Annotated in this window: 25 protein-coding genes; 10 read left to right on the forward strand and 15 right to left on the reverse strand. The window is 71.6% G+C overall.

What is annotated here, in order from left to right; genetic code table 11:
* Positions 1 to 9: 9 nt before the first annotated feature.
* From C1A38_RS19240 to C1A38_RS19275, 8 genes are all read right to left on the reverse strand, one after another.
* Entirely contained in the window at positions 10 to 954 is a 945-nt protein-coding gene (locus C1A38_RS19240; RefSeq protein WP_102659160.1) for an RluA family pseudouridine synthase, read from the reverse strand.
* On the reverse strand, positions 951 to 1,586 hold the full coding sequence (locus C1A38_RS19245; RefSeq protein ID WP_102659161.1) for a signal peptidase II: 636 nt from the start codon (positions 1,584 to 1,586) through the stop codon (positions 951 to 953). The genes C1A38_RS19240 and C1A38_RS19245 overlap by 4 nt, the downstream gene beginning before the upstream one ends.
* A 68-nt stretch (positions 1,587 to 1,654) precedes the next feature.
* Positions 1,655 to 2,074: a TraR/DksA family transcriptional regulator gene (locus C1A38_RS19250; RefSeq protein ID WP_043725316.1), complete on the reverse strand. Its 420-nt coding sequence runs from the start codon at positions 2,072 to 2,074 to the stop codon at positions 1,655 to 1,657.
* Positions 2,075 to 2,416: 342 nt separating this feature from the next.
* Complete coding sequence (locus C1A38_RS19255; RefSeq protein ID WP_102659162.1) at positions 2,417 to 3,076, reverse strand: hypothetical protein; 660 nt, start codon at positions 3,074 to 3,076, stop codon at positions 2,417 to 2,419.
* Positions 3,073 to 5,736, reverse strand: coding sequence for an FtsK/SpoIIIE domain-containing protein (locus C1A38_RS19260; RefSeq protein ID WP_102659163.1), 2,664 nt, complete (start codon positions 5,734 to 5,736; stop codon positions 3,073 to 3,075). The genes C1A38_RS19255 and C1A38_RS19260 overlap by 4 nt, the downstream gene beginning before the upstream one ends.
* Positions 5,729 to 6,718, reverse strand: a complete 990-nt coding sequence (locus C1A38_RS19265; RefSeq protein WP_102659164.1) for a hypothetical protein — start codon at positions 6,716 to 6,718, stop codon at positions 5,729 to 5,731. The genes C1A38_RS19260 and C1A38_RS19265 overlap by 8 nt, the downstream gene beginning before the upstream one ends.
* A gap of 9 nt (positions 6,719 to 6,727) precedes the next feature.
* Positions 6,728 to 6,988 (reverse strand): hypothetical protein, encoded by a 261-nt coding sequence (locus tag C1A38_RS19270; protein WP_013734364.1) that lies wholly within the window; start codon positions 6,986 to 6,988, stop codon positions 6,728 to 6,730.
* Positions 6,989 to 7,229: 241 nt separating this feature from the next.
* Positions 7,230 to 7,607, reverse strand: coding sequence for a hypothetical protein (locus tag C1A38_RS19275; protein ID WP_102659165.1), 378 nt, complete (start codon positions 7,605 to 7,607; stop codon positions 7,230 to 7,232).
* Between the two features lie 303 nt (positions 7,608 to 7,910).
* Here C1A38_RS19275 and C1A38_RS19280 point away from each other — a divergent pair, with 303 nt between their 5' ends.
* The 3 genes from C1A38_RS19280 to C1A38_RS19285 are packed head-to-tail and all read left to right on the forward strand — an operon-like array spanning position 7,911 to position 11,012.
* The gene (locus C1A38_RS19280) at positions 7,911 to 10,466 is read left to right on the forward strand and encodes an ATP-dependent Clp protease ATP-binding subunit (protein WP_102659166.1); all 2,556 of its coding nucleotides are present in this window, start codon (positions 7,911 to 7,913) and stop codon (positions 10,464 to 10,466) included.
* A 31-nt stretch (positions 10,467 to 10,497) separates the two neighbouring features.
* A complete protein-coding gene (locus C1A38_RS31430) occupies positions 10,498 to 10,662 on the forward strand; it encodes a hypothetical protein (protein ID WP_199180256.1) in 165 nt (54 codons plus the stop codon).
* Positions 10,662 to 11,012 (forward strand): DUF3140 domain-containing protein, encoded by a 351-nt coding sequence (locus C1A38_RS19285; protein WP_013734360.1) that lies wholly within the window; start codon positions 10,662 to 10,664, stop codon positions 11,010 to 11,012. Before C1A38_RS31430 ends, C1A38_RS19285 begins: the two co-directional genes overlap by 1 nt.
* A gap of 57 nt (positions 11,013 to 11,069) precedes the next feature.
* Here the strand turns inward: C1A38_RS19285 and C1A38_RS19290 are convergent, their stop codons facing one another.
* The 3 genes from C1A38_RS19290 to C1A38_RS19300 form a co-directional block, all read right to left on the reverse strand.
* The gene (locus tag C1A38_RS19290) at positions 11,070 to 11,306 is read right to left on the reverse strand and encodes a hypothetical protein (protein ID WP_102659167.1); all 237 of its coding nucleotides are present in this window, start codon (positions 11,304 to 11,306) and stop codon (positions 11,070 to 11,072) included.
* Between the two features lie 19 nt (positions 11,307 to 11,325).
* The gene (locus C1A38_RS19295) at positions 11,326 to 12,324 is read right to left on the reverse strand and encodes a LysR family transcriptional regulator (RefSeq protein ID WP_102659168.1); all 999 of its coding nucleotides are present in this window, start codon (positions 12,322 to 12,324) and stop codon (positions 11,326 to 11,328) included.
* 77 nt (positions 12,325 to 12,401) lie between these two features.
* The gene (locus C1A38_RS19300) at positions 12,402 to 13,001 is read right to left on the reverse strand and encodes a hemerythrin domain-containing protein (protein WP_102659169.1); all 600 of its coding nucleotides are present in this window, start codon (positions 12,999 to 13,001) and stop codon (positions 12,402 to 12,404) included.
* Between the two features lie 153 nt (positions 13,002 to 13,154).
* On the opposite strand from C1A38_RS19300, the gene C1A38_RS19305 reads away from it, so the two are divergent.
* The gene (locus C1A38_RS19305; RefSeq protein WP_102659178.1) at positions 13,155 to 14,483 is read left to right on the forward strand and encodes a M20/M25/M40 family metallo-hydrolase; all 1,329 of its coding nucleotides are present in this window, start codon (positions 13,155 to 13,157) and stop codon (positions 14,481 to 14,483) included.
* 56 nt (positions 14,484 to 14,539) lie between these two features.
* The gene (locus tag C1A38_RS19310; protein WP_102659170.1) at positions 14,540 to 15,187 is read left to right on the forward strand and encodes a hypothetical protein; all 648 of its coding nucleotides are present in this window, start codon (positions 14,540 to 14,542) and stop codon (positions 15,185 to 15,187) included.
* Positions 15,188 to 15,266: 79 nt separating this feature from the next.
* Here C1A38_RS19310 and C1A38_RS19315 read toward each other — a convergent pair whose 3' ends face one another.
* On the reverse strand, positions 15,267 to 15,605 hold the full coding sequence (locus C1A38_RS19315) for a DUF1275 family protein (protein ID WP_233196908.1): 339 nt from the start codon (positions 15,603 to 15,605) through the stop codon (positions 15,267 to 15,269).
* Positions 15,606 to 15,926: 321 nt separating this feature from the next.
* On the opposite strand from C1A38_RS19315, the gene C1A38_RS19320 reads away from it, so the two are divergent.
* Both C1A38_RS19320 and C1A38_RS19325 read left to right on the forward strand, forming a co-directional pair.
* Positions 15,927 to 16,172, forward strand: coding sequence for a hypothetical protein (locus C1A38_RS19320; RefSeq protein WP_102659171.1), 246 nt, complete (start codon positions 15,927 to 15,929; stop codon positions 16,170 to 16,172).
* Positions 16,156 to 17,301 (forward strand): cupin domain-containing protein, encoded by a 1,146-nt coding sequence (locus tag C1A38_RS19325; protein WP_199180257.1) that lies wholly within the window; start codon positions 16,156 to 16,158, stop codon positions 17,299 to 17,301. Before C1A38_RS19320 ends, C1A38_RS19325 begins: the two co-directional genes overlap by 17 nt.
* 73 nt (positions 17,302 to 17,374) lie before the next feature.
* Here C1A38_RS19325 and C1A38_RS19330 read toward each other — a convergent pair whose 3' ends face one another.
* Complete coding sequence (locus tag C1A38_RS19330) at positions 17,375 to 19,393, reverse strand: helix-turn-helix transcriptional regulator (protein ID WP_199180258.1); 2,019 nt, start codon at positions 19,391 to 19,393, stop codon at positions 17,375 to 17,377.
* A 299-nt stretch (positions 19,394 to 19,692) separates the two neighbouring features.
* Between C1A38_RS19330 and C1A38_RS19335 the strand changes: the two genes are divergently transcribed.
* On the forward strand, positions 19,693 to 20,418 hold the full coding sequence (locus tag C1A38_RS19335; RefSeq protein WP_102659173.1) for a YoaK family protein: 726 nt from the start codon (positions 19,693 to 19,695) through the stop codon (positions 20,416 to 20,418).
* A gap of 24 nt (positions 20,419 to 20,442) precedes the next feature.
* Here C1A38_RS19335 and C1A38_RS19340 read toward each other — a convergent pair whose 3' ends face one another.
* Entirely contained in the window at positions 20,443 to 20,634 is a 192-nt protein-coding gene (locus tag C1A38_RS19340; protein ID WP_102659174.1) for a DUF5703 family protein, read from the reverse strand.
* Positions 20,635 to 20,703: 69 nt separating this feature from the next.
* Complete coding sequence (locus C1A38_RS19345; protein ID WP_013734348.1) at positions 20,704 to 21,675, reverse strand: aldo/keto reductase; 972 nt, start codon at positions 21,673 to 21,675, stop codon at positions 20,704 to 20,706.
* A 138-nt stretch (positions 21,676 to 21,813) separates the two neighbouring features.
* Between C1A38_RS19345 and C1A38_RS19350 the strand changes: the two genes are divergently transcribed.
* Positions 21,814 to 22,866 (forward strand): LLM class F420-dependent oxidoreductase, encoded by a 1,053-nt coding sequence (locus C1A38_RS19350; RefSeq protein ID WP_102659175.1) that lies wholly within the window; start codon positions 21,814 to 21,816, stop codon positions 22,864 to 22,866.
* Entirely contained in the window at positions 22,863 to 23,699 is an 837-nt protein-coding gene (locus C1A38_RS19355) for an undecaprenyl-diphosphate phosphatase (RefSeq protein WP_102659176.1), read from the forward strand. Before C1A38_RS19350 ends, C1A38_RS19355 begins: the two co-directional genes overlap by 4 nt.
* Positions 23,700 to 23,829 lie beyond the last annotated feature (130 nt).

A 23,829-nucleotide genomic window follows, 5' to 3' on the forward strand; every position in this document is an offset into this window, starting at 1 on the left:
CGGGGCGCGTCAGTCGCGGAGAATCTCCAGCGCGCGTCCCAGATCGTCAGGGTAGTCGCTGACGAAGCGGACCTCGTCCCCCGTACGGGGGTGCTCGAAACTCAACTCTCTGGCGTGCAACCACTGCCGATCCAGCTTGAGCCGGGCGGAAAGAGTCGGGTCCGCACCGTACGTCAGGTCACCCACGCACGGGTGGCGCAGGGTGGAGAAGTGCACCCGGATCTGGTGCGTACGGCCGGTTTCCAGCCGGACGTCGAGCAGACTCGCCGACGGGAACGCCTCAAGGGTGTCGTAGTGGGTGATGCTCGGCTTACCGTCGGAAACCACCGCCCAGCGGTAGTCGTGATGCGGGTGCCTGTCGATCGGGGCGTCGATGGTGCCGCGCAGCGGATCGAGGTGCCCCTGCACCACCGCGTGGTAGCGCTTCTCCACCTCGCGGTACTTGAAGGCCCGTTTGAGCGCGCTGTACGCCTGCTCGCTCTTGGCCACCACCATCACCCCGGTGGTGCCGACGTCGAGCCGGTGCACCACGCCCTGACGCTCGGCGGCGCCGCTGGTGGCGATGGTGTGACCGATCGCTGCCAGCCCGCCGATCACCGTCGGGCCGGTCCAGCCGGGGCTTGGGTGGGCGGCCACCCCTACCGGCTTGTCGACCACCACGATGTCGTCGTCGGCGTAGACCACCCGCAGTCCCGGTACCGCCTGGGGCACCACCACCGGCGCCGCGGCCGGCGCGGGCAGCGTCACCTCCAGCCAGGCCCCCGCCCGGACCTTGTGCGAGTTGGGCCGCACCGCGCCGTCGACGAGCGCCTCGCCGGCGTCGACGAGGGCGGCGGCGGTCGTCCGGGACAGCCCGAACAGCCGGGCGACCGCCTGGTCCAGCCGCATTCCGTCGAGGCCGTCGGGGACCGGCAGGCTGCGGTGGTCGCCGCCGGCGGCGAAGGTGCCCGTCATGCCCGCTCCCGCCGCTCGTCGTCCGCGCTCTCCGTCGTGGTCTCCGCAGCCCGCCCGGTGCCCTTGCGGTCGTCGCCGACCAGCCGGGTGCCGTCGCGCTGACGGCCGGTGAACTCCAGGCCGATCGCCAGGATCACGCCGCAGACCAGGGCGCTGTCCGCGATGTTGAAGATCGGAAACACCCGACCGTACGGGTCGAACACGCTGATCATGTCGACCACGTGGCCGACGAACCAGCCCGGCGCCCGGAAGATCCGGTCGATCAGGTTGCCGGTGACGCCGCCGACCACCAGGCCGAGCGAGATCGCCCAGGGCACCGACCGCAGGGTCCGTCCCATCCAGGCGATCCAGGCCAGCACGCCGATCGCGATCAACGGGAAGATCCAGGTGTAGTCCTTGCCGAGGCTCCACGCGGCCCCGCTGTTGCGGGTCAAGGAGAGGTAGACGGCCCCGCCCAGCAGCCGTACCGGCTCACGGTCGCTCAGTTCGACAAGCGCCAGGTGCTTGGTGAGCACGTCGACCACCACCGCAAACGCCGCGAGGCCGAGCAGGATCGTGGCGGGTGTACGCCGCGATCTCGTGGCGGTGCCCGGCTCGGCGGTGCCGGATTCAGCGGGCGGTACTGCGCTCATCTGCTCCCCATCGACGTATCACGGCGGTGCCGTGGCACCGCCGTGCACCAGCGCCGGGGAGCCCGCCGTCAGCGTCGCTCCGCCAGCTGTTTGCAGGTCACACAGAGGGTGGCCGACGGGAAGGCGGCCAGCCGCTCCACCGGGATGGGGTTGCCGCACCGCTCGCACCAGCCGTAACCACCTTCGTCGAGGCGCTCCAGAGCCCGCTCGACCTGCGTGATCCGTTCCAAGATGCTGTTGGCGAGAGAGATCTCCTGCTCCCGTTCGAACGTCTTCGTGCCGGTGTCGGCCTGGTCGTCCCCGGCCGAGTCGGTGAGGCGCTCGCGCTGCAGCTCGGTGATCTCGCTCAGCGTCTGATCGTACTCGGCGCGCAACTCGTCATGCCGCGCTGCCAGGGCGGCACGGATCTTGTCGGTCTCCGCGGCACTGCGGGTGGACTTCATCGCGGGCTTGCGCCCAGCGGTCCTGGTGTCGGCTGGTTTGGCCATCATCACTCCCTATGCCACGGAACCGCGGAGGTCCGCGGTGCCTGGACCGGGGCCACCAGCATCGGTCACCCCAGGTACAAAACGGGCGCGCGGCCCTGTGGCCGCGCACTCCGGAGGTTCGCAAGGATACGGAACGTAAAGGCGTCCGACAACGTGCCGCACCGAAACGCCCCTTCAGCCCCGATTCACCCCAAATCGGAACGACCCTAACAGACTCCCACCCCCACCCCCGCCGCTCTCGCGAGTTGATCAAGAAGTTTGCGTCTCGGATCCGGCCGTAGGTGACGCAAACCTCTTGATCGACGTGGTGTGGGGTGCGGTGGGGCGTGGGGTGGGGTGGGGTCAGAGGGTGAGGAGGAGGAGGGTGGTGGTCAGGCCGGCGGCTACGACCAGGAGGACGGGGCGGGGGGTGAGGGTGGCGTGGCGGCGGTCGGCGATCAGGCGGGCCGGGATCAGGCCCAGCACCGGTCCGAGGAGCGTGATCACCAGGGCCAGCACGGGCAGGCCGACGGCGAGTTCACCGTCGGTGCGGTCGCCCAGGGCACGGGCGCCGGCCCCCAGGGCGTACGCCAGCACCGCGCCGCCCAGCCCGCACAGCAGCATCAGCGGGTTGACGTTGCCCGGCAGTTCGCCCCGCTGACGGGTACGGCGCAGCAGATCGCGTGCCCCCTCCACCAGCGGCAACGGGTCACCGGTGGCGTCGGGTGTCGGTGCCGGCGGCGCGCCCGCCCGTCGTCCGCCACCGCCCAGCCGGGCGTTGAGTTCCTGCCACAGCACCGCGACCTCGGCGTCGACCCGCTCCTGCGTCTCCCGCGCCGCGGCCAGTTCCCGCTCGGCCCGGTTGACCTCCTCGGCCGACTCGGCCACCGCCCGGTCGGCCGCCGCGCACTGCTGCTCGTACCAGGCGTGCGCCTCGTCCCGCTGTTGCTGCACCCGCGCGCTCAGTTCGGCGAGCCGCCGCAGCTGGGCCGCGTACGTCTGGCTGGTCACCGGTTCGTTCATCGGGACGGTCCGTAGGGGATGATGGTCTGCCCGGTGCGGTGGACCGCCCGGTCGAAGAAGAGCCCACGCCACGGCCGGGGATACCAGTCCGGCCCCGTGCCGGGGTACAGCGAGCCCAACTCCCCGCCGTGGGTGTCCAGCGCCACCCAGGCCCCGATCTGGTCGATGCGGGCGGTCGGTCCGCCCAGGTCCGCGCGCATCCGGGCCACCCCCCGCCACCACGCCAGCACATGCGTACGCCGTTCGGGGCCGTCGTGCAGGATCCGGCGCAGGTGTGCCGCACCGGTCGCCCTTCCGGTGCGGGCGGCCAGCGCGCCGGCCGCCGCGTCGACGGCGAACAGCAGCAGGTAGTGCGGTGTGCTGCTGGATCCCGGTGCGCCCAGCCCGTCGGCGGTCTCGGCCAACAGTTCGGCCACGCTCTCCTCGTCGTACCAGGCGGCGTCATCGGCGAGGTCCTCGTACAGGGCTCGGGTCGCCGGGTCGGCGTCCTGGTCCAGGCAGGCGATGGAGAACCGGGCCGTACCGGGGCGGTGCTGTCGGGCCAGGGACCGGGCGGCCGCGTCCAGCACCGCGCACGCCTCGTCGACCCGGGTGCCCAGCACGGCCAGGTTCCGTCCGGGAGCGCGAGGCAGTCGCAACGCCGCCGACCGCGCCTGTACGTCGATGATCTCGCCGAGCAGCGCGACCGGGTTGCGGGGCGTGCCGACCTCCGGTGCCGTCAACGCCCGGAAATCCGGCGCGTCGGCCAACCGGGGGATCGCGTCACCGTCGAACAGTCGCGCCGGCGCCGCCTCGGCCGGCCGCATCCGCCACAGCCGGTGTTGAAGCTCGCTCCAGGTCTCCCAGTCGCTGGCCGACGGGATCCGGGCCACCTCGTTGCCGTCGGGCAGGCCCGACTCGGCGTTGACCACCGCGTGGAACTTCGGCAGCGACTGCGCGGCGTCGTTGGACTCGGCCAGGATCCGCAGCGCCTTGGGCAGCGCGATGCGCAGCGTGAACTGGGCGACCAACGCGGGGCGGCCCCACAACGCCTCGATGCCGCGTACGTCCTGGGAGGCCAGCACCAGGTGGATGCCCTGGGAACGACCCCGCCGGGCCAGGTCCTCCAGCAGGTCGGCCGCCTCCCGGGCCACCGCGTCCCGCCCGGCCAGCAGCATCTGGAACTCGTCCACCACCGCCACGATCCGGGGCCAGTGGCCGGTCGGGTCCACGGCACGCAGCTCGGCCAGCTTGGTGACCTCGTGCTTCTTCGCCGCGTCGGCACGTCGGCGCAGCTCCTCGGCGAGGAACCGCAGCAGCGCCAGTCCGAACTCCCGGTCGGTGTTGACGTTGATGCCGACCAGTCGCATGTGTGGCAGCCAGCTCGGGTCCCGTCGGCCCTGGGCGAACCGGGCGAAGGACACCCCCTCCTTGAAGTCGAGCAGGTAGAACTCCAGCTCGGCGGGGGAGTAGCGGGCGGCGAGCGCACCGATCCAGGCGAAGATCAGGTTGGTCTTGCCGGTGCCGGACGGGCCGCCGATCAGCGCGTGCGGTGGATAGTCGCCGAGGGTGACCAGCACCGGCCGCCCGTGCGGCCCCTCACCGATCGGCGCGGTCAGCCCGGTCGCCGAGTCCTCCCGCCACATCTGCTCCGGCGCGGGCAGCAGGTCGGTGAACGGGGTGGGGGCGGGACCGGCGCTGACCACCGTGGCGATCTGACGGCAGGTCTCGGTGACCAGGGTGGCCGGTGGGGGCGGGTCCAGGCGTACCGGCAGGGTGCCAATCCGGGCGTCGGCCCCGGTGGCCCGCACCCGGGTGACCGTCGGATCCTCCGGCAGCGGCACCCCCCGCACGATCAGGTGTACGCCGCACGCGGCACCGGCCCGGACCACCCGGTCGAGTTGCCCGCGTTCGTGCCGGGACAACTCCTCCCCGCCGAGCAGCACCGCCACCCGCCACGGCTCCGGTCGGCGACCGGTGGCGGCGGCCAACTCGCGCAGCGTGGCGTGTTCCCCGGCGAGCACCGTCTCGTTGATCCGGCGGATCTGCTCCACCAGGTCGTCGAGCAGCCGGCCCAGTCCACCCGGCCCGACGAAGGTGAGCAGCCCGGCGGTGCCCAGCGGGGCGAATCCGGCCAGTCCACCGCCCAGATGATCGGGGTCGTAGCCGACCACCCGCACCTCGCCCGGCGCGGCCCGACCGAGACTGCGCAGCAGCAACGCGGACACCACGGCGGCACAGCCCTCGGCGTCCCCGTCGAGGGCGACGTGGCCGCCGTCGAGCAGCGCCACCAGCGCCGGCACCGGCTCGGCCTCGGGCAGCAGCACCGTACCGATGCGGGTCGCGCCCGGTTGTTCACCCCGCCCGGCGGGGGTCGGTCGCCACTGCGCCCACGGGGCCGAGCCCGCCCCGGGCGCCTCCCGGGTCGCGGCCTCGGCCGCCTGCCGGGCCAGGGCCGCGAGCCGCGACGTGTGCTGGGCGTCGATCTCGGCGAGCCGCCGGTCGCGTTCGGCACCCACCCGCTGCGGTACGCCAAGCGCGGCCCGGCGTACGCGGACCGCCCGTTCCCGGGCGGTCGCCACGGCGGTCTGTGCGGCGGCCGACCTGTTCCGGGACGCGCCGAGTGCGTCGGCGAGCAGTTCCCGGACCCGGGCGACCAGCTGATTGCGCCGGTCAGCCATCGATCCCGTTCCCGTGCCGGCCGGTCATCCCGTGCTCGGCGGTAGGCCGTCTCGGCGGCCCGACCCACGGTGCCCCGCGGCGGGGCGGGCGGTGGTCGGCGGACCCGGTCGCGTCCGGTGTCGGCGGGGTGCCGCCCGTGTCCGGCAGGTCCCGGCCGAGCCGGTCGAGCAGCACGCCGGTGAGCACACCGGCGGTGACCGCCGGATCGGCGGCGTGCGGCTGGTCGTCGTTGCCGCGCCGTGGCGGCGGCATCCGGCAGACCCGGGTCAGCAGGGTGTCCAGCACCGGAGGGGGCAGGCCGGGCAGCAGGTCGCGGACCCGGCCGTCCAGCTCGCGGTGCAGCCGGGGCAGATCATCGCTGCGCGGCGGGTGGCCGAGCAACTGCCCGGCGAGGTCGCGCAGCAGCGGCGGTGCCACCGCGGCCAGACCCATGCCCACGTCGGCGTGGGCCCCGCGCAGCTCCCGGTGCAGCCGGTCGCGGTCGCCGGCGCGTACGCCACGCACCACCCGGCGCAGCAGTTCCTGGGAGTCGGTGACCCGATCGTCGGGTTGCTCGGCCGGGCCCTCGCGTCCACCGGTCAACTCCGCCACCCGTACCGCCCACCAGCGGCGCAGCCGCACGTCGCCGGCCGCCTCCGGCGCGGCGTCGGCCACCGGCCCTGCCGCCCGCGGTTCGTCGTGCACGGGTCTGCGCTCCGGTGCCCCGGCCGGCGGTGCGGCCCCGTCGGGTGCCAGTCCGATCGCCGCCAGGTACGCGGTCAGCTGCTCCTGGGCGACCCGCAGCGCGTAGCCGGCGGTCTCGGCGTGCTCGGTGGCCGCGGACAGCTCCGGCACCCCCATCGGGTTGGCGGACTCCTGGCGTACCCAGCGCAGCCGCTCGGTGGCCAGCCCGAACTTCTCCAACGCCTGCGTCAGCAGACCCAGTGGCAGTTCCTCGGCGGCGGCCCGGACCTGCGCGCCGACATCCTCGACGATGGACACGCCCGGCCCCTACAGCGTCGCGACGTACTGCTGGGCCTGCTCGACCGCGACGAGCGTCGCGGCGAGGCACTCCTCAAGCTCCTGACTGGCCTGGGTCAGCGACGCCTGCGCCGCCTCGACGGTGGTGTGTCCGCTGCCCTCCAACGCGCCGGCGAGCGTCTGCTGCGCCTCGGCCAGTTTCTCGCCGGCAGCCTGCACGGCGCTCTGGCCGTCACCGATCTGTTGGAGCGCTATGTCGATGGCTGCCTTGAGCTCGGCGACGCTCGCCACGCGGGAACCTCCTGGGGGCGGGGAGGACTCCATTAGAGCCTATGCCGGTTGGGGAACGAACATCCGCCCTGTCAGTGTTGCTGCCCAGCTGACCGGTTGTCGACCACGGGAGACGTGAGTCCGATTCGTGGGACCCGCGGTCGGAAGATCACCAACAGTGATCGACATGTGGTCGGCGGGCCGTTCCAGCGGCACCACCCGTGGACCGAGTTGGTGATGGCCGGAGTGGCAGTGGCCGGGGTCAGGGGCGGAGCCAGCGCGGGCCGTACACCTCGGCGCCGAGCACGGTGACCCGGTCCCGTAGCGCCCGGTCTGCGGTGACCACCAGGCGACGGCGGTCGCCGGCTCCGGCGACCAACTCGACCACCGCGTCGTCACCGGAGCCGGCGGCGGAGACCACCCGCACCCCGTCGACCCCGGGTACCTCGCGGGCCGCGCCCTCCACCACCAGCACCACCTCGACCGGCGGGGGTAATTCCGGCGGCACGCCCTGCCCACCCACCGGCACCAGGGTGTCCCGCAGCCGGGCGGTCGCCCCGGCACGGTCCCGCCACCAGCCGTCCGGCCGGGATCCGACGACGTTGGCGGCGTCCACGATGAGCAGCGGAGTCGCGTCCATCGGCCCACCATGCCACCCGGCCGGTCGGCCCGCGCGACCGCCGCGCCGAGCGACCGTCCCGCCCAGACGGTTTCGGCGTAGTGGCGGCATCCCGCCGCCGTCGATACCGCCACTACGCCGAAACCGAGTCGATCATGCTCGCTGCCGCGTCCACGGCCCGCTGTCGCGCTCGTCGGCGGGGAGTCGATCAAGACTTTTGCCGGCGGCCTCGCTCGTGCGGGTGGTGCGGGCGGGGGGCGTTTGTCCGGCCGAGGGCCGGGTAGCCGGTGCCGACCGTCTCGCGCCCGACCGCGGAGGACAGACATGATTGGACCCGGCGACTTCGGTTCGGACCCGTGGGACGAGTTCCTGGCCCGGTACTTCGGCCGGGGCGAGGGCGGGCGGCGGCCCGCGCACCGGGTCGACATCACCCGGCTGATGACCGCCGACGCCCGGGAGATGCTGGCCGACGCGGCACGCCGGGCGGCGCAGAAGAAGAGCAACGACCTGGACACCGACCATCTGCTCTGGGCCGCGCTGCAACGCGAACCGCTGCGGGACCTGGTACGCCGTGCCGGCGCGGACCCGGACACCCTGGTCAACGCCCTGGGTGGGCGCGGTGACGGCGCACCACAGGGTGAGGTGCCGCCGAACCTGTCGTTGACCCCGGCGGCCAAGCGTGCCCTGCTGGACGCCCACCAGCTGTCCCGGGCGATGGGCGCGAACTACATCGGCCCCGAGCACATTCTGATGGCGCTGCCGCTGAACCCGGAGTCGCCGGCCGGGCGGATGCTCGCCGCGGGCCGGATCCAGCCGGAGTCGTTGCAGGCCGCCAACGCCGAGCGCGGCCCGATGACCAACCCGCGTCCGGATCGCGGCACCCCCACCCTGGACCAGTACGGCCAGGATCTCACCGAGTTGGCCCGTATGGACCAGATCGACCCGGTCATCGGGCGGTCCGCCGAGATCGAGCAGGCGGTGGAGATCCTGTCCCGGCGGACCAAGAACAACCCGGTGCTCATCGGTGAGGCCGGCGTGGGCAAGACCGCGATCGTGGAGGGCCTGGCCGAGCGGATCTGCGACGGTGACGTGCCGCAGACCCTGCTCGGCAAGCGGGTGGTCCAACTCGATCTGGCCGGTCTGGTGGCCGGTACCCGCTACCGGGGCGACTTCGAGGAGCGGTTGAAGAAGGTGATCGACGAGATCCGGGCGCACCGGGACGAGCTGATCATCTTCCTGGACGAGATCCACACCCTGGTCGGTGCGGGCGGCGCCGGCAGCGAGGGCGGCATGGACGCCTCGAACATGCTCAAACCGGCCCTGGCCCGGGGCGAGTTGCGGGTGATCGGCGCGACCACCCTCGACGAGTACCGGCGCAGCATCGAGAAGGACGCCGCGCTGGCCCGGCGCTTCCAGCCGGTGTTCGTGCCCGAGCCCAGCGGCGAGGACACCGTGGCCATCCTGCGTGGCCTGCGGGACCGTTACGAGGCGCACCACCAGGTGCGGTTCACCGACGAGGCGCTGGTCGCCGCCGCCGAACTCTCCGACCGCTACATCACCGACCGCTTCCTGCCGGACAAGGCGATCGACCTGATCGACCAGGCCGGCGCCCGGGTCCGGCTGCGTACCCGCACCCCCGCCGCCGACGTCCGCGACCTGGAACAGCAGCTCGAAGAGGTACGCCGGGACAAGGAGCAGGCGGTCGCCGACGAGCAGTACGAGCGCGCCTCCTCCCTGCGCGACCGGGTCGCCGAGTTGGAGGAGCAGGTCGGCCGCGCCCGCGGCGACGAAGGTAACGGCAGCCAGGTGCCCGAGGTGGGGCCGGAGGAGATCGCCGAGGTGGTCTCCCGGGCCACCGGCATCCCCGCCAGCCAACTCACCGAGGAGGAACGGGACCGGCTGCTGCGCCTGGAGGGCCACCTGCACGAGAAGGTCATCGGGCAGGACGACGCGGTCAACGCGGTGGCCGAGGCGGTGCGCAGGTCGCGTACCGGGCTGGCCGACCCGCAGCGCCCGATGGGCAGCTTCCTGTTCCTCGGACCCACCGGCGTGGGCAAGACCGAGCTGGCCCGTGCCCTCGCCGAGGCGTTGTTCGGCGAGGCGGACCGGATGGTCCGGGTGGACATGAGCGAGTTCCAGGAACGCCACACGGTCAGCCGGCTGGTCGGCGCCCCACCCGGCTACGTCGGGTACGAGGAGGCCGGCCAGCTCACCGAGGCGGTGCGCCGCCGCCCGTACGCGGTGGTGCTGCTCGACGAGATCGAGAAGGCGCACCCCGACGTGTTCAACATCCTGTTGCAGGTCCTCGACGACGGGCGGCTCACCGACAGTCAGGGTCGGACTGTCAACTTCAAGAACACCGTTCTGATCATGACGAGCAACCTCGGTTCCGAGCTGATCACCGGTAGTCAGCGATCCGTCGGCTTCGGTGCCGGCGCGCCCGGCAGCGATCAGGAGAGCGACGAGCTGCGGGAACGCCTGATGCGCCGGTTGCAGGAGAACTTCCGTCCGGAGTTCCTCAACCGCATCGACGAAGTGATCATCTTCCGGCGGTTGGAGGCCGCGCAGCTGCGCCAGATCACCGGGCTGCTGCTGGAGGAGACCCGCCGCCGGTTGCACGCCCAGGACATCGAGGTGGACTTCACCACCGCCGGTGTCGACTGGCTCGCCGAGCACGGCTACCAGCCGGAGTTCGGTGCCCGGCCACTACGTCGGGTCATCCAGCGCGAGGTGGACAACCAGCTCTCCCGGATGCTGCTGGAACAGCAGCTCTCCCCGGGTCAGAAGATCACCGTCGACGCCCAGGACGGCCAGCTCAGCTTCGACGTGTCGAGCGGGTCGCGCGCCCACACGGCTGCCTCGACCACCCATCCGCGCTGAGACGGAATGTCCCTGGACCGGGAGGGTACAGATGACCGAACCGGAGGAGACCCGCGACGACGACCGTGCCGACCCGATCGTGGCGCCGCCGACGGCGAACCCCGCCCGGGTGCAGGTGCCGGCGGAGGGGCCGGACGGCCGGATCGACAAAGGGCACCCGGAAACACCCGGGTCGCCGTCGGCAGAGGAGGGCTGATGGTACGCGAACAGCGACTCGACCCCGAGGTGGAAGTGCTCTGGGAGGACTTCCACGCCGAGGTCAACGTGCCGTCCGAACAGCTGCGGCAGTGGCTGCTGACCCGCGGCTCCGGCGAGGAGGCGTTCGGCCCGAACCCGGACCTGGACCTGCCCGAACCGGGCCGGCAGATCCTCGCCGTGCTGCGCAAGCGCAAGGTCGACCTGACGCCGGAGGACATCGAGGTGATGCGCGAGGCGGTGGACCGCATCCGGGACCTGACCGCGGCCAGACCCAGCCGGGGCAACGCCGACGACGAGTGGCGGCACTCCCTGCTGGACCTCGGACACGACGTACTCGTCGAGCGGTAGGTCGACCCACGACGCCGCCGTCACGGCCCCTCTCGGGCCGCGACGGCGGCGTCGGCGCTACTCGGTGCCCAGGCTGGGGAAGTCCAGCCCGGCGGCGTCCGCGGCGGCCTGCCGGTCGACGCGGGCCTGCTCCTCGCGGGTGATCAGGTTGGCGTACTCGGTCAGGTCGGCCGGGTCGGGCACCTCCGGCAGCCGGCGGAGGAACGCTTCCACGTCCCGCACGGCGGTGGTGTGCCGCGCGGCCGCCTCGCGGAGGACCTCGCGGTCGTCGGCGGCGGGGTAGAGGTCGGTCATGGCCGCCCTTTACCCACCATCAGGCCGTTCGCACCCCCGGTTCGACCACCACCGGCACCGTCGACCGCAAACCGAACGACGGGTTGCGCAACAACCAGGCCAGGTACGCCGGATGCGGGGCCAGCGAGTCGGTGTACGAGGTCAGCGCCGTCTCCAACACCAGGTCGGCCATCCGGGCGGCGGGGGACTCGGGATGCCAGCCCAGCATCAGCCGCCAGCGCAGCGGAGTACCGGCCAACCGCCGGGTCACCAACCCGGCCACCGGCCGGAACGTGGCCTGGCACAACGCCACCGCCTCACCGGCGTCCACCAGGTCGATGCAGCCGCGCACGTCGGCCTCGTACACCTTGCGGGGGGTGAAGCCGGCGCGGGCGCAGGCGGCGGCGAAGCAGTCCCCGAAGCAACCGTCCCCCGGCGCCGCCACCCACTGCTCGTGGCGCAGGTCGGCAAGCGCCACCTCGTCCCGGTCGGCGAGCGCGTGCGTCTCCGGCAGCAGCACCATCACCGGGTCGACGGCGACCTCCCGCCAGCTCAGCCCGTAGTCGGCCGACGGGGTGGAATCGCCGCACACCCCGGTCAACGCGTAGTCCAACCGCCCACCGGCGACCAGTTGGGCCAACTCGTCCACCGACCACGACGCGTACGTGGTGATCTGGGCCTGTGGCTGCTCGGCGGCGAGCCGATGCACCAGCCGGCCCAGGATCGGGCTGTTCACCCCGCCGAAGCGGTAGCGGCGCGGCGCGTCCCCCGCGCCGGCCAGCCGGGCCGCCTCGTCCTGCAGGCCCTTCATCGCCGGCAGCAGCACCCGGGCCCGGGCCAGCACCAGCTCGCCGAGCGCGGTGGGCCGGGCCCCACGACGGTCCCGTTCGAACAGCGGTCCGCCCAGGGTCCGTTCGATGCGCTGGAGCTGGGCGGTGAGCGCCGGTTGAGCCAGGCCGAGAGTCGAGGCCGCCTTGGTCACGCTCCCGGTCTCCGCGATCGCGCAGACCACCCGCAGGTGGCGCAACTCCAGATTCATAGCGTGACGGTAGGGCCACGGAGCAGTTGGCGGTAGTGCCTGGACGAATCAACGACCATGAACATGTCGTGGCTCACTCAGCGTGGCGGCAGATCCTTCAGCTCGCTCAGCTGTGTGTGTCGACCGGTGACCGCGTCGCGGAGCTTGTCGACAAGCGCCACCGCCGGCTCGACGATGCGGTTCCACGGCGGGGTGTGCGGGACGCCGGGGTGCGGGCGGGTGGGCGCGGCCTCCTCGGCGATCTCCAGCCGGTTGCCGAGCCGGACCAGCTCCTCCTCGGTGGCGGCGTCACACAACCGCTGCACCAGCGCGTCGACCGCCGTCACGTGCGCCTCGACCAGTTGGGCGACCATCGCCAGCCGGTCGTCGGTAAGCCCCCGCAGCGCCATCAGCAGGGCGGTGTCACCGGCCAGCACCTCGGCGACCGGCCCGTCGGCGTCGGGCAGCGCCTGGCGGACGGCGGGCAGCAGGTACTGCTCCTCGGCCGACAGGTGCCGGGACAGGGCGGCGACGAGGATCTCCCGCCCGTGCGCCGGGTCGGGGCCGGGCTCGACCAGCCGGTGGGTCAACTCCAGCAGCTGCTGGTGCTCCTCGGCGATGGTGGCGGCGATGCTACGCCCGGCGGGCTGGTAGCCGTCGCCGGGAGTGGGGGGTAGCGGCGGCAGGTGGACGGACACGGTCCCTCCTCGGCGGGCGGGTGGAGCGCCGATGATATGGCAATCTCGGCGCGGGGCAGTACCCGCACCCGTCGGATGCGAAACCGTCCCGCCCAGGGGTCCGGGCTGGACCGGCGCTGCATGGGCGTGACCTGCGGCTGGTATGAAGAGGCGATGACGAGTGACGCCCGCCCCGCCCTTCCCGCGCCGACCGACGAGGTCGTCGACCTCTGCCGGGACCTGCTGCGTATCGACACCACGAACACGGGCGACAACGCCACAAGTACGGGCGAGCGGCTTGCCGCCGAGTACGCCGCGGAGAAGCTGGCGGAGGTCGGCGTCGACTCGGTGCTGCACGAGTCCGCGCCGGGCCGGGCAAACGTGATCGCCCGGATCCCCGGCACCGATCCCAGCCGGGGAGCGTTGCTCGTCCACGGCCACCTGGACGTCGTGCCGGCCGACCCCGCCGAGTGGTCGGTGCACCCCTTCTCCGGCGAACTGCGCGACGGCTACCTGTGGGGTCGGGGCGCCATCGACATGAAGGACTTCGACGCGATGGTCCTGGCGGTGGTACGCCACTGGCAGCGCACCGGCGTGCGTCCGCCGCGCGACATCGTGCTGGCGTACACCGCCGACGAGGAGGCGGGCAGCGACTACGGCGCGCACTTCCTCACCAGCCGGCACCGGGAGCTGTTCGACGGCTGCACCGAGGCCATCGGCGAGGTCGGCGGCTTCTCGTACTCGGTGGACGAGTCACGGCGGCTGTATCTGATCGAGACCGCCGAGAAGGGCATCGACTGGCTGCGGCTGCACGCCAAGGGCCGACCCGGGCACGGCTCGATGGTGCACGACGACAACGCGGTCACCGCGCTGGCCGAGGCGGTGGCCCGGATCGGGCGACACCGCTTCCCGGTGGTCGTCACCGACACCGTCCGGGCCTTCCTGGAGGAGGTCTCCGAACTGCTCGGCATCGAGCTGGACCCGGAGGACCCGGAGACGGCGATCGCCAAGCTCGGCCCGATCGCCAACATCATCGGTGCCACCATCCGCAACACGGCCAACCCCACCCGGCTCGCCGCCGGGTACAAGGAGAACGTCATCCCCGGCAGAGCCAGCGCCACCATCGACTGCCGCAGCCTGCCCGGGCAGTCGGAGCTGCTGGAGCGGCAGCTGCGGGAGCTGATCGGCCCGGACATCGCGATCGAGTACATCCAACGCCAGCCGGCGCTGGAGACCACCTTCGACGGCGCGCTGGTCGAGGCCATGTCGGCCGCGCTGCGCGCCGAGGACCCGGGAGCGCATCCGGTGCCGTACATGCTCTCCGGCGGCACCGACGCCAAGGCGTTCTCGCAACTGGGCATCCGCTGCTTCGGCTTCGCGCCGCTGCGACTGCCGGCCGACCTGAACTTCTCGGCGTTGTTCCATGGCATCGACGAGCGGGTTCCGGTGGACGGACTACAGTTCGGCGTGCGGGTTCTCGACCGGTTCCTGCGTACCTGCTGATGTCACGCCCGGTTCGGGCAGGACATCACGGAAACAGCCTGAAAGGGACGCCTCCTATGACCGACCAGCACGGTGAGCTGGATGCCGCTCTCGAGCGCGTGATCGAAGCGGCCCGTCACCACCTGGCCGCCGTCCGCGCCGCGCAGGGCCGGATCGACGATGACGACGTCTGGCGGGCGTACGTCGCGCTGAACAACGCGTCCTTCGCCTACGACGAGCAACTCATGGACGCCTTCGGCGAGGTCACCCCGTGGGATGTCGAGTCGATCGACCCGGACGAGGTCGACCAGCGCATCGCCGGGGCCGACGGGGTCGAGCCCACCGACCCGCACCCCCAGGTGATCTCGGTACGCCAGCGGCGTGACTACCGGGTGCCGAGCGTCTCCGCGCTGATCCGCGTCGCCGAGGCGGCCCGGCGCGAGGGCATCCCCGCCGAGGAGGAGGTGCCGCCGGTGGAGGGCGTCGGCGAGGCCGTGCTGGAGCTGCTGCAGAGCGGCGACGGCTCGCTGTCCGCGCTTGACGTGCCCGAGTTGGAGCCGCTCGACGGCGTCGTCATGGTCAGCGAGGTCGGCACCCCGGTCGACCTGGAGTCGTTCGACGACGACGACCCGGTCGGCCCGTTCCAGCCGGCCGCCGACGACCGGCTCGTCGGGCGTCTCGACGAGCACCCGTTCCTCGACGACGAGGCCGAGCACGCGCACTGACACCGACACCGCCGAGCCGGCGTCGTCCGCGAGGACGGCGCCGGCTCGGCGTCGGTAGGGCTTCCCGGCGGTACGGGATTCACGACGTTCGCGACTGTCGCTTCAACAGCGCCAGGACGAACATCACCACGATCAGCGCCCAGGCGATCACGTAGGTGACGATCGGGCGTTGCTCGCTGGCCGCGCCGACGTAGCCGCCGATCGCGTAGCTCGCCAGACACAGCAGGCCGAGACCGGCGATGCGTCGGGCACCGCTGGTGTCGCCGCGTTCGAAGATCCAGTCGGCGAGACCCCGGGTGGTCCGCAGCACCGTGCCGGTCTGGAACGAGGCCACATTGCCGGTCTGGATCCCGACGAACACCTTGTACCGCAGAAACGCGAAGGCGTCGACCACGCCCGCCAGACCCGTGCCCAGCATCAGAGCGAACAGCGGATACCGGAAGTCGAGTTGCGTGCGGTTCCACCGTTGTGGTGACTGCCGGCCCGATGGTCCGGTTCTGTTCTGGCGACTGGACATTGCGCACACTACCCGACCGCTAATCGCGTAAACGGCACCGATTCGCCCGCACACCGTAGCGGTCGGCGCGCCAGGTCGCATTCGGCCGAATGGCGCGATCGCGTGATTCCGAATCCGTCGCCTCCGCGTCAGGATCGCAGTTGTGGGCGCTGGTCGGTGTGCCTTGACTTCCCGGACATCTGTCGTTCTCCGGCACTTTCTCCACGACGAAGGAGGTCCGCGATGGATCTGGTTTCCACGGCCGGACTGCGCGTCAAGTTCTACTCGTTCGCCGCTCTGACCGCTGTCGGAATCGTCATCGGCGCGCCCATCTGGAGCATCGCGGCAGCCGCCTTCCTCTGTGCCGCGATCCCACTCGCGGTCGCGCTCCAGGGCACTGGGCGGGTCCGCGCGCTCTTCGTTCCATCCCGGGTCGCCAAGATGGCGGCCCCTCAACGAGAGGTTGTTCGCGATGCGCAAGTCCGATGAGTTCGGGATGCACTCGAACGGCAACGGGTCACTTGTCGGAACCCTTCCGCGTAACCCGGCAATCGACGACACCCATCCCGACCTGGTCACCCCACCGTCGACCGACGACGGTCTGCTGCCCAACATGGTGTTCCCGTTCTCGCTGGCCCACACCCGCCGGGAAAGCGGCGGCTGGACCCGGGAGATCACCGACCGACTCCTGCCGATCGCGCACGACCTGGCGATCATCGACATGAAGCTCGACCCGGGGGCGTACCGGGAACTGCACTGGCACATCCAGTCCGAGTGGTCGATCATCCTCAAGGGCAGCGGCCGCATCGGCGCGGTGGACCAGGAGGGACGCAACTTCCTCGAAGACGTCAAGGAAGGCGACCTCTGGTACTTCCCGGCGGGCATCCCGCACTACATCCAGGCCTTCGAGGAGGGCATGGAGTTCCTCCTGGTCTTCGACGACGGGTGCTACTCCGAGGACGCCACCTTCCAGCTGACCGACTTCCTCGCGCACGTGCCCAGGTCGGTGATCGCGAAGAACTTCGGCTGGACCGAGGAACAGATGCGCAACCTGCCGGAGCGCGAGAAGTACATGTTCCACGGGCAGGTACCTCCGCCGCTGGCCGAGCAGCGGGTCTTCAGCCCCACCGGCGACGTGCCGCGGACCTTCAAGCACGCGTTCCTCTCCCAGACGCCCGAGCGGTTCGAGGGCGGCAGCGTACGCATCGCCGACTCGACCAACTTCGCCGCCGCGACCACCACGACGGTGGCGATGGTGGAGTTGGAACCGGGCGCCATGCGGGAACTTCACTGGCACCCCAACGGCGCCGAGATGCAGTACGTCATCTCCGGCCAGGGCCGGATAGGGGTCTTCAGCGGCGGCTCCACGGCCCGGACCTTCAACCTGCAACGCGGCGACGTCGGCTACGTGCCGATCTCACTGGGCCACTACATCGAGAACCTCGGCGACGAACCGTTCGTGTACCTGGAACTGTTCCGGACCGCGAAGTTCGAGGACATGTCACTGGCGCAGTGGCTGGCCAATGTCCCGCCGCAGGTCGTCGCCGACACCCTCAACATGCAGCGGCAGGTCATCGAGGTGCTGCCGAAGGTGAAGAACGCCGTGCAGCGGCACTGAGGACGAGCCGCGTACGCGGACACCACGACCAGCACACCCGGTCGTGGTGTCCGCGTGTGGGCGTCCGTCGAGGTCAGGAGGGCGGGCGGGCGTCCCAGAGGCGGGCCAGTTGTACCCGACTCCGGATGCCGAGCTTGGTGTAGATCGCCCGTAGGTGGGTGTCCACGGTGTGGAACGAGATGAAGAGTTCGGCGGCGGCCTGCTGTTTCGTCGCGCCACCGGCGAGCAGTTCGGCGACCCGCGCCTCGGCGGGGGTCAGTGCGGCCGGCCTGTCGGGCCGGATCGCGTTGCGGGTGCGCGTACCGGCATCGAGCTGCTGGCGGTGCTGCCGCGCCCGGTCGTGGTCGCCGGTGGCGCCGAGCCGCGCGTAGAGGGCGGCGCACTCGTCGAGGACGTCGATCGCCTCCTCCCGCGGTACGCGTGCCGACCGACCCAGCTCGAACAGCGCATCGGCCAGCGCCGGACGTGCCGCCGTGGTACGCAGCCGGGCCACCGCCGTGGCCAGCGCCGCGGGATCACCGGTGATGATCCCGTCGGCATGATGGGCGATGCCCTGCCAGAGCCGGTTGTTCACCGTGCCGGCGACCCGCTTCAGGTGGTTGGTGAGGATCCGGGCGTGCTGCTGGTCGCCGAGCAGCAGGGCGGTGCGGACCAGTCGTGGGCCGTGGTGCGGCACCAGCAGCAGGGGAGCCGCCGACCGGTTCGACATTTCCAGGATCGCCCTGAGCAGGGGAGCGTGCCGGTCGGGTTCGGGGTCTGCGGCCGCGGCGGCGCCCAGGTGGAACCACCCGAGGCCGTCCGGCCAGTCCAGTGCCGGCTTCTCCGGCGTCAGCAGGGCCCGGGCCATGGAGACCTCGCCGCGACGCAGCAGGTCCTCCACGACGGTGGCGAGCAGGGTGGCACGGGCCTCGTCGGTCAGCGCGTCGGCCTGCGGCCCGTCGAGGGCCAACCGGGCTCGTGCCCCGGCCTCGGCGAACTCGCCCACCGCCAGACGAGCGACGCAGTCCAGCGCGGTGACCAGCGGTCGGGCCACGCCACCGAGCGTGTCGATCTCGTCGGTGACGGCATCGAGGGCGCTTCGTGCGTCGGTGAACCGGCCGAGGGAGAGCTGGTTGGCGATCCGGTCGACCCGCAGGAAGACCAGTTGGCCGCGGGCCGCTGGCGCGTCGGCGTCGACGTCCTGCAGGATGCGGCTGGCGCTGGGCAGGTCGGCGGCAGCCGTGGCCTGGGCCGCCCGCGCCAGGGCCAGCCGGATCTCGCCCTCGGCGGTGGGAACGGCACGATGTGCCTGCTGCGCCTCGGCCAGCAGATCACCGCTGTCGGCGTAGCCGAACCGGGCGGCCACCGACGCCCGCATGGCGAGCGTCCAGCTGCGCTGCGCGCCGTCCAGGTGTTGGTCAAGCGCCCGTTCCAGGTAGGTCATCGACAGCGAGGGACGCTGGGTGGCGTAGTAGGCGCCGAGCCGGCCCAGCAGCAGGGCGCGCTGGCGTGGGCCGTACCGGTCGACGGCCAGTTCGGTGCGCAGCAGGTGCATGGCCTCGGCGAGCCGCCCGGCGAGGAAGAGGTTGTCGGCGGTGGCGACGAGCCAGTCCAGGAGACGATCGGCCGTGTCGGGTGGCCCGCCCGCGAGCAGCAGGTCCGCCGAGAGGGTCGGACCCACCGCCGGATCGGTCGCCAACCGGGCGGCCAACTCTCGGGTGGTTCCCGCCGCCGTCGGCATGGCCCGCAGCAGGTGGCGGGCGGCCTGGGCCGGGCGGCCGGCGTCGGCCAGCACCTCGGCGGCGCTCTCCCGCAGTCCCCGCTGCGTCGAGGCCGGAGTCTCGGCCAACACTCCGTCGCGCAGTCGCGACGAGGCCAGTCGCAGGCCGGCCGGGCTGTCGACGAGCGTTCCCCGGGAGATCAGGTCTTCCAGCGTGGTGTCCAGCGCCGGCCAGGTCGGCACGCCCGCGCGGGCCAGCAGCCGGTCGAGGAACCACAGTTCGCAGGGCGCGTCGGCGATGGCGATCACCCGCAGGACGTACCGCTCGATATCGCTTGTCGCCGGTGACCCGCCGGTGGACATCTTGGGACGTCGCACGGATGCCTCGGGCATCGCCATCACCTTTGGTCAGTGCCTCCCCGAATTCGACTCTCGGACGCCACTGGCAGTCGGGAGCCGTTATGGCGAGGCTAACCACACGAGCGTCGGATTCGGACCGGAAACCGAGATGCACGCGAGAAAAATTCGGCGATCGACAGTTGTCGGTGGGCGTTTTCGGTACCCCCGGCTATTCGGTGGTATCCACCCATTCGGTAACCGTGGTTCGGTAAGTTGCGAAGTCATCGGCACCCGTCGCAACGACGCCGAACCCTACGGGACCGCCCGAACGGACAGCCAGGTGTGGAGAACCGATGTCACGTGCCGAACCGCCTGCCGAGGCGAATCGGTCCGGGCCCGAACTGGAGGACGTGTACCGCGAGTTCCGCCATCCGATCGTGGTGCTGGGCGTGACCACGGTGGTCGCCGGTTTCCTGGACGCCTTCGCATTCCTGCGCTACGGGGCCTTCGTGGGCAACCAGTCCAGCAACGTGCTGTTCCTGGGCATCGGACCGGCCGGTGGGCATCCGGCCTGGCCGACGGCGGCGGCGTCGATGCTGGCGTTCATCGTCGGAACGGGCCTGACCAGCCGGCTACGCGCGGTGGACAGTCGGTGGTCGCCGGTGTCCCGTGGGCTTGCCGTCGCCGTGGTCGCCGTCGCGCTGTGGACGGCGCTCAACGTGGTGTTCCAGTACGGCCGGGACAATCCGCAGCTTCGGGCGCTGCTGGCAGCTGTCGGTGGGTTCGCGATGGGGGCCCTGGCCACGCTGTTCGTCCGCACCGCCGGGGTGGCCACCACCATCACCTACCAGTCGGGCACGGTGGCGAAGACCGGCGAACGGATCGTCGGCTGGCTGCTCGGCCCACCGACGGGCCGCACCAGGGCCAGGAAGGGTTTCCTGCTCGGGCTGTGGACGCTCGCCAGTTACGCGGTGGGTGGTGCGCTCGGGACCGTGGCACAGCACCGACCGCTGTGGGTGCCGGCCTGGGCGACCGTCGCCCTGCTGGCCGTGGCGCCCCTGATCCGGCACCGGTCCTGACCCACCCGTGGGCCGCGCCCACCCTCAGTACGACAGTCCCGGCTGTGGCTGGTTGACCCGACGGCGGCGCAGCACCACCTGTCGGGTGCCGTCCCGGTACAGCCGCACCTGGGCCAACTCCCAGCCGGAGAATTCCGCCTGAATCGCCAACTGCGCCGCGGCGGTCAACCGGTCGACGTTCGGCGGCAGCCGCAGCGGCGCGTATTCGTAGTCCATGAGCCCTATGCTGCCCAGGCCGACCCCCATACCGCCACCCTGGGGCTGACCTCGCCTCGGACGTGCGGGTCAGCCGTCGCGCTCGGGGTAGCCGACCTCCACCGCCGAGACGTCGTCCAGCGCCGTGGTGATCTCCTCGGGCAGGGTCATCCGCTCCACCTGGAGCGCACCGAGCAACTGCCCGCAGGTGCGGGCGCCGAGGATCGGCGCGGTCACCCCGGGGCGGTCCCGGATCCAGGCCAGCGCCACCTCCAGCGGAGACACCCCCAGGCCCCCCGCCGCGGTCGCCACCGCCTCCACGATGCTGGAGCAGCGCGGCTCCAGATAGGTAGCGACGAACCTCTCGAAATGGGGCGAGACCGCCCGGGAGTCGGCCGGCCGACCGTGCCGGTACTTACCGGTCAGCACCCCCCGACCCAGCGGCGACCACGGCAGTACACCCAACCCGAGCGCGTCGCAGGCCGGCAGCACCTCCCGCTCCACCCCCCGCTCCAGCAGCGAGTACTCCACCTGGGCGGCCACCACCGGGGCCCGCCCCGGCCAGGCCGCCTGCCAGGCCGCCGCCCGGGCCGTCTGCCAACCGGAGAAGTTCGACACGCCGACGTAGCGGACCCGACCGCTGGCCACCGCGTGGTCCAGCGCGGCCAGGGTCTCCTCCAACGGCGTCTGCGGGTCGTAGCCGTGCACCTGGAACAGGTCGACGTAGTCGGTGCCCAGCCGGCGCAGTGAGGCGTCCAACGTACGCAGCAGATGCCCCCGGGAACCGTCCCGACGCCGGCTGCCGCCGGGACGCAGGCCGGCCTTGGTGGCGATGAGCAGCTCCTCGCGCGGCACCAGACCGCCCAGCAGCGAGCCGATCACCGACTCGGCGTCCCCGTCGCCGTACACGTCGGCGGTGTCGACGAGGTTTCCACCCGCGTCGAGGTAGCTCTTCAGTTGGGCGGCCGCGTCATCGGCGTCGGTGTCCCGACCCCAGGTCATGGTGCCGAGCGCGAGCCGGGAAACCGCCAGCCCGCTTCGGCCGAGCGGTCGCTGCTGCATGGTTGAACCTTATTTCGAACCGGGCCAGACCGATATCCTCGCTCCTGCCGAGTCTGCTCGCGATTCGGGGTGAGCCGGTGATCGTCCCTACCGCCACCATTGCGTAACCTGATGCGACTGCGGATAGGGGAGGACTCTGTGCGACTCGGGCTAAGCCTCGGATACCAGACAGCGTGGAGCACGCCGGCTGATCATCTGGCCCTGGCTCAGGAGGCGGACCGGCTCGGTTACTCCGTGGTGTGGGCGGCGGAGGCGTACGGTTCCGACTCGCCGAGCATGCTCGCCTGGATGGCCGGGCAGACGCAGCGGATCGACATCGGCAGCGCCGTGATGCAGATTCCCGCCCGCACACCGGCGATGACCGCGATGACCGCCGCCACCATCGACACCCTCTCCGGCGGCCGGTTCCGGCTCGGCCTGGGCGTCTCCGGGCCGCAGGTCTCCGAGGGCTGGCACGGCGTACGCTTCGGCAAGCCACTGGCCCGCACTAGGGAGTACGTCGACATCGTCAAGATGGCGGTGGCCCGCAAGGAAGTCAGCTACGACGGCCAGTTCTACACCCTGCCGCTGCCCGACGGGCCCGGCAAGGCGCTGCGGCTGGGCTTCCACCCGCCGCGCGAGGAGATCCCGATCTACCTGGCCGCGGTCGGGCCGAAGAACCTGGAACTGGCCGGCGAGATCGCCGACGGCTGGCTGGCCATCTTCTACGCCCCCGAGTACGCCCAGGAGCAGCTCGCCTCGGTGGCCGCCGGTCGGGCCCGCGCCGGTAAGGAACTCGCCGGCTTCGACGTGGTGCCCTCCGTACCGGTCGTGATCGGCGACGACGTCGACTCCTGCGCCGAACTGGTCCGCTGGTACGCCGCCCTGTACGTCGGCGGCATGGGCAGCCGGCAGCAGAACTTCTACAACCAACTCGCCACCCGGATGGGGTACGGCGACGCCGCCCGCGAGGTCCAGGACCTCTACCTGGCCAAGCGGCAGCGCGACGCCGCCGCCGCGGTGCCGCTGGAGTTCATCGACCGTACGTCGCTCCTCGGGCCGAAGGAACGCATCGCCGAGCGGATGCGGGAGTACGCCGAGGCCGGCGTGACCACCCTGTCGGTGACGCTCTTCGTGGCCGACCGGGACAGCGGGGTGCAGACGCTGCGTACCGTCGCCGAGGCCCTGGAGCTTTCGGGAGTCGGGGAGTGACCTGGATCGAAGCCATCGTCCTGGGCATCGTCCAGGGCCTGACCGAGTTCCTGCCGGTCAGCTCCTCGGGGCACCTGCGGATCACCTCGGCGATCTTCTTCGACCAGGACGCGGGTGCCTCCTTCACCGCGGTGACCCAGTTGGGCACCGAGGCGGCCGTCCTGCTCTACTTCGCCAAGGACATCTGGCGCATCGGCCGGACCTGGACGGTCGGAATCTGGGACTCGTCGGTCCGTTCCAGCCTCGACTACCGGATGGGCTGGTACGTGATCGTCGGGTCCATCCCGATCGGCCTGTTCGGCTTTCTGTTCAAGGACCAGATCCGGGAGACCGCCCGCAACCTGTGGGTCGTCGCCACCACCCTCATCGTGTTCGCCTTCATCCTGGCCTTCGCCGAGTACTGGGGCCGGCAGACCCGGACCCTGAAGAACTTCCGGATGCGCGACGGCGTGGTCATGGGTTTCGCCCAGGCGCTGGCACTCATCCCCGGCGTGTCCCGCTCCGGCGCGACACTGACCTTCGGCCTGTTCCTCAACCTGACCCGGGAGACGGCCGCCCGGTACTCGTTCCTGCTGGCCATCCCGGCAGTCGTGATGTCCGGGATCTTCAGCCTCGGTGACGTCTTCGAGCCCGCCGCACCGGGCACCTCGGTGCCCAGCGTCGCGCAGATGGTCGTCGCCACGCTCATCGCGTTCGCGGTCGGCTACGCGGCCATCGCCTGGCTGTTGCGCTACGTCGCCCACCACACGTTGTACGTCTTCGTGCTCTACCGGGTGGCGGTCGGCACCCTCGTCCTCGCCCTCCTGATGACCGGGACGATCAGCGCCACCTGACCGGTTCTGACCTGGTCCGGAACCGTGAGTGAAGATGCCGATGGCCGGCACCCGGGTGCGGGTGCCGGCCATCGGTCTTGTTCCCCCTGTACGAGGAAGGTCTTCGGGTCAGCTGTTCCAGTGTTCGGCG

Source organism: Verrucosispora sp. ts21 (assembly GCF_002879555.1).
In the GTDB taxonomy this organism is placed as follows: Bacteria; Actinomycetota; Actinomycetes; order Mycobacteriales; family Micromonosporaceae; genus Micromonospora; species Micromonospora gifhornensis.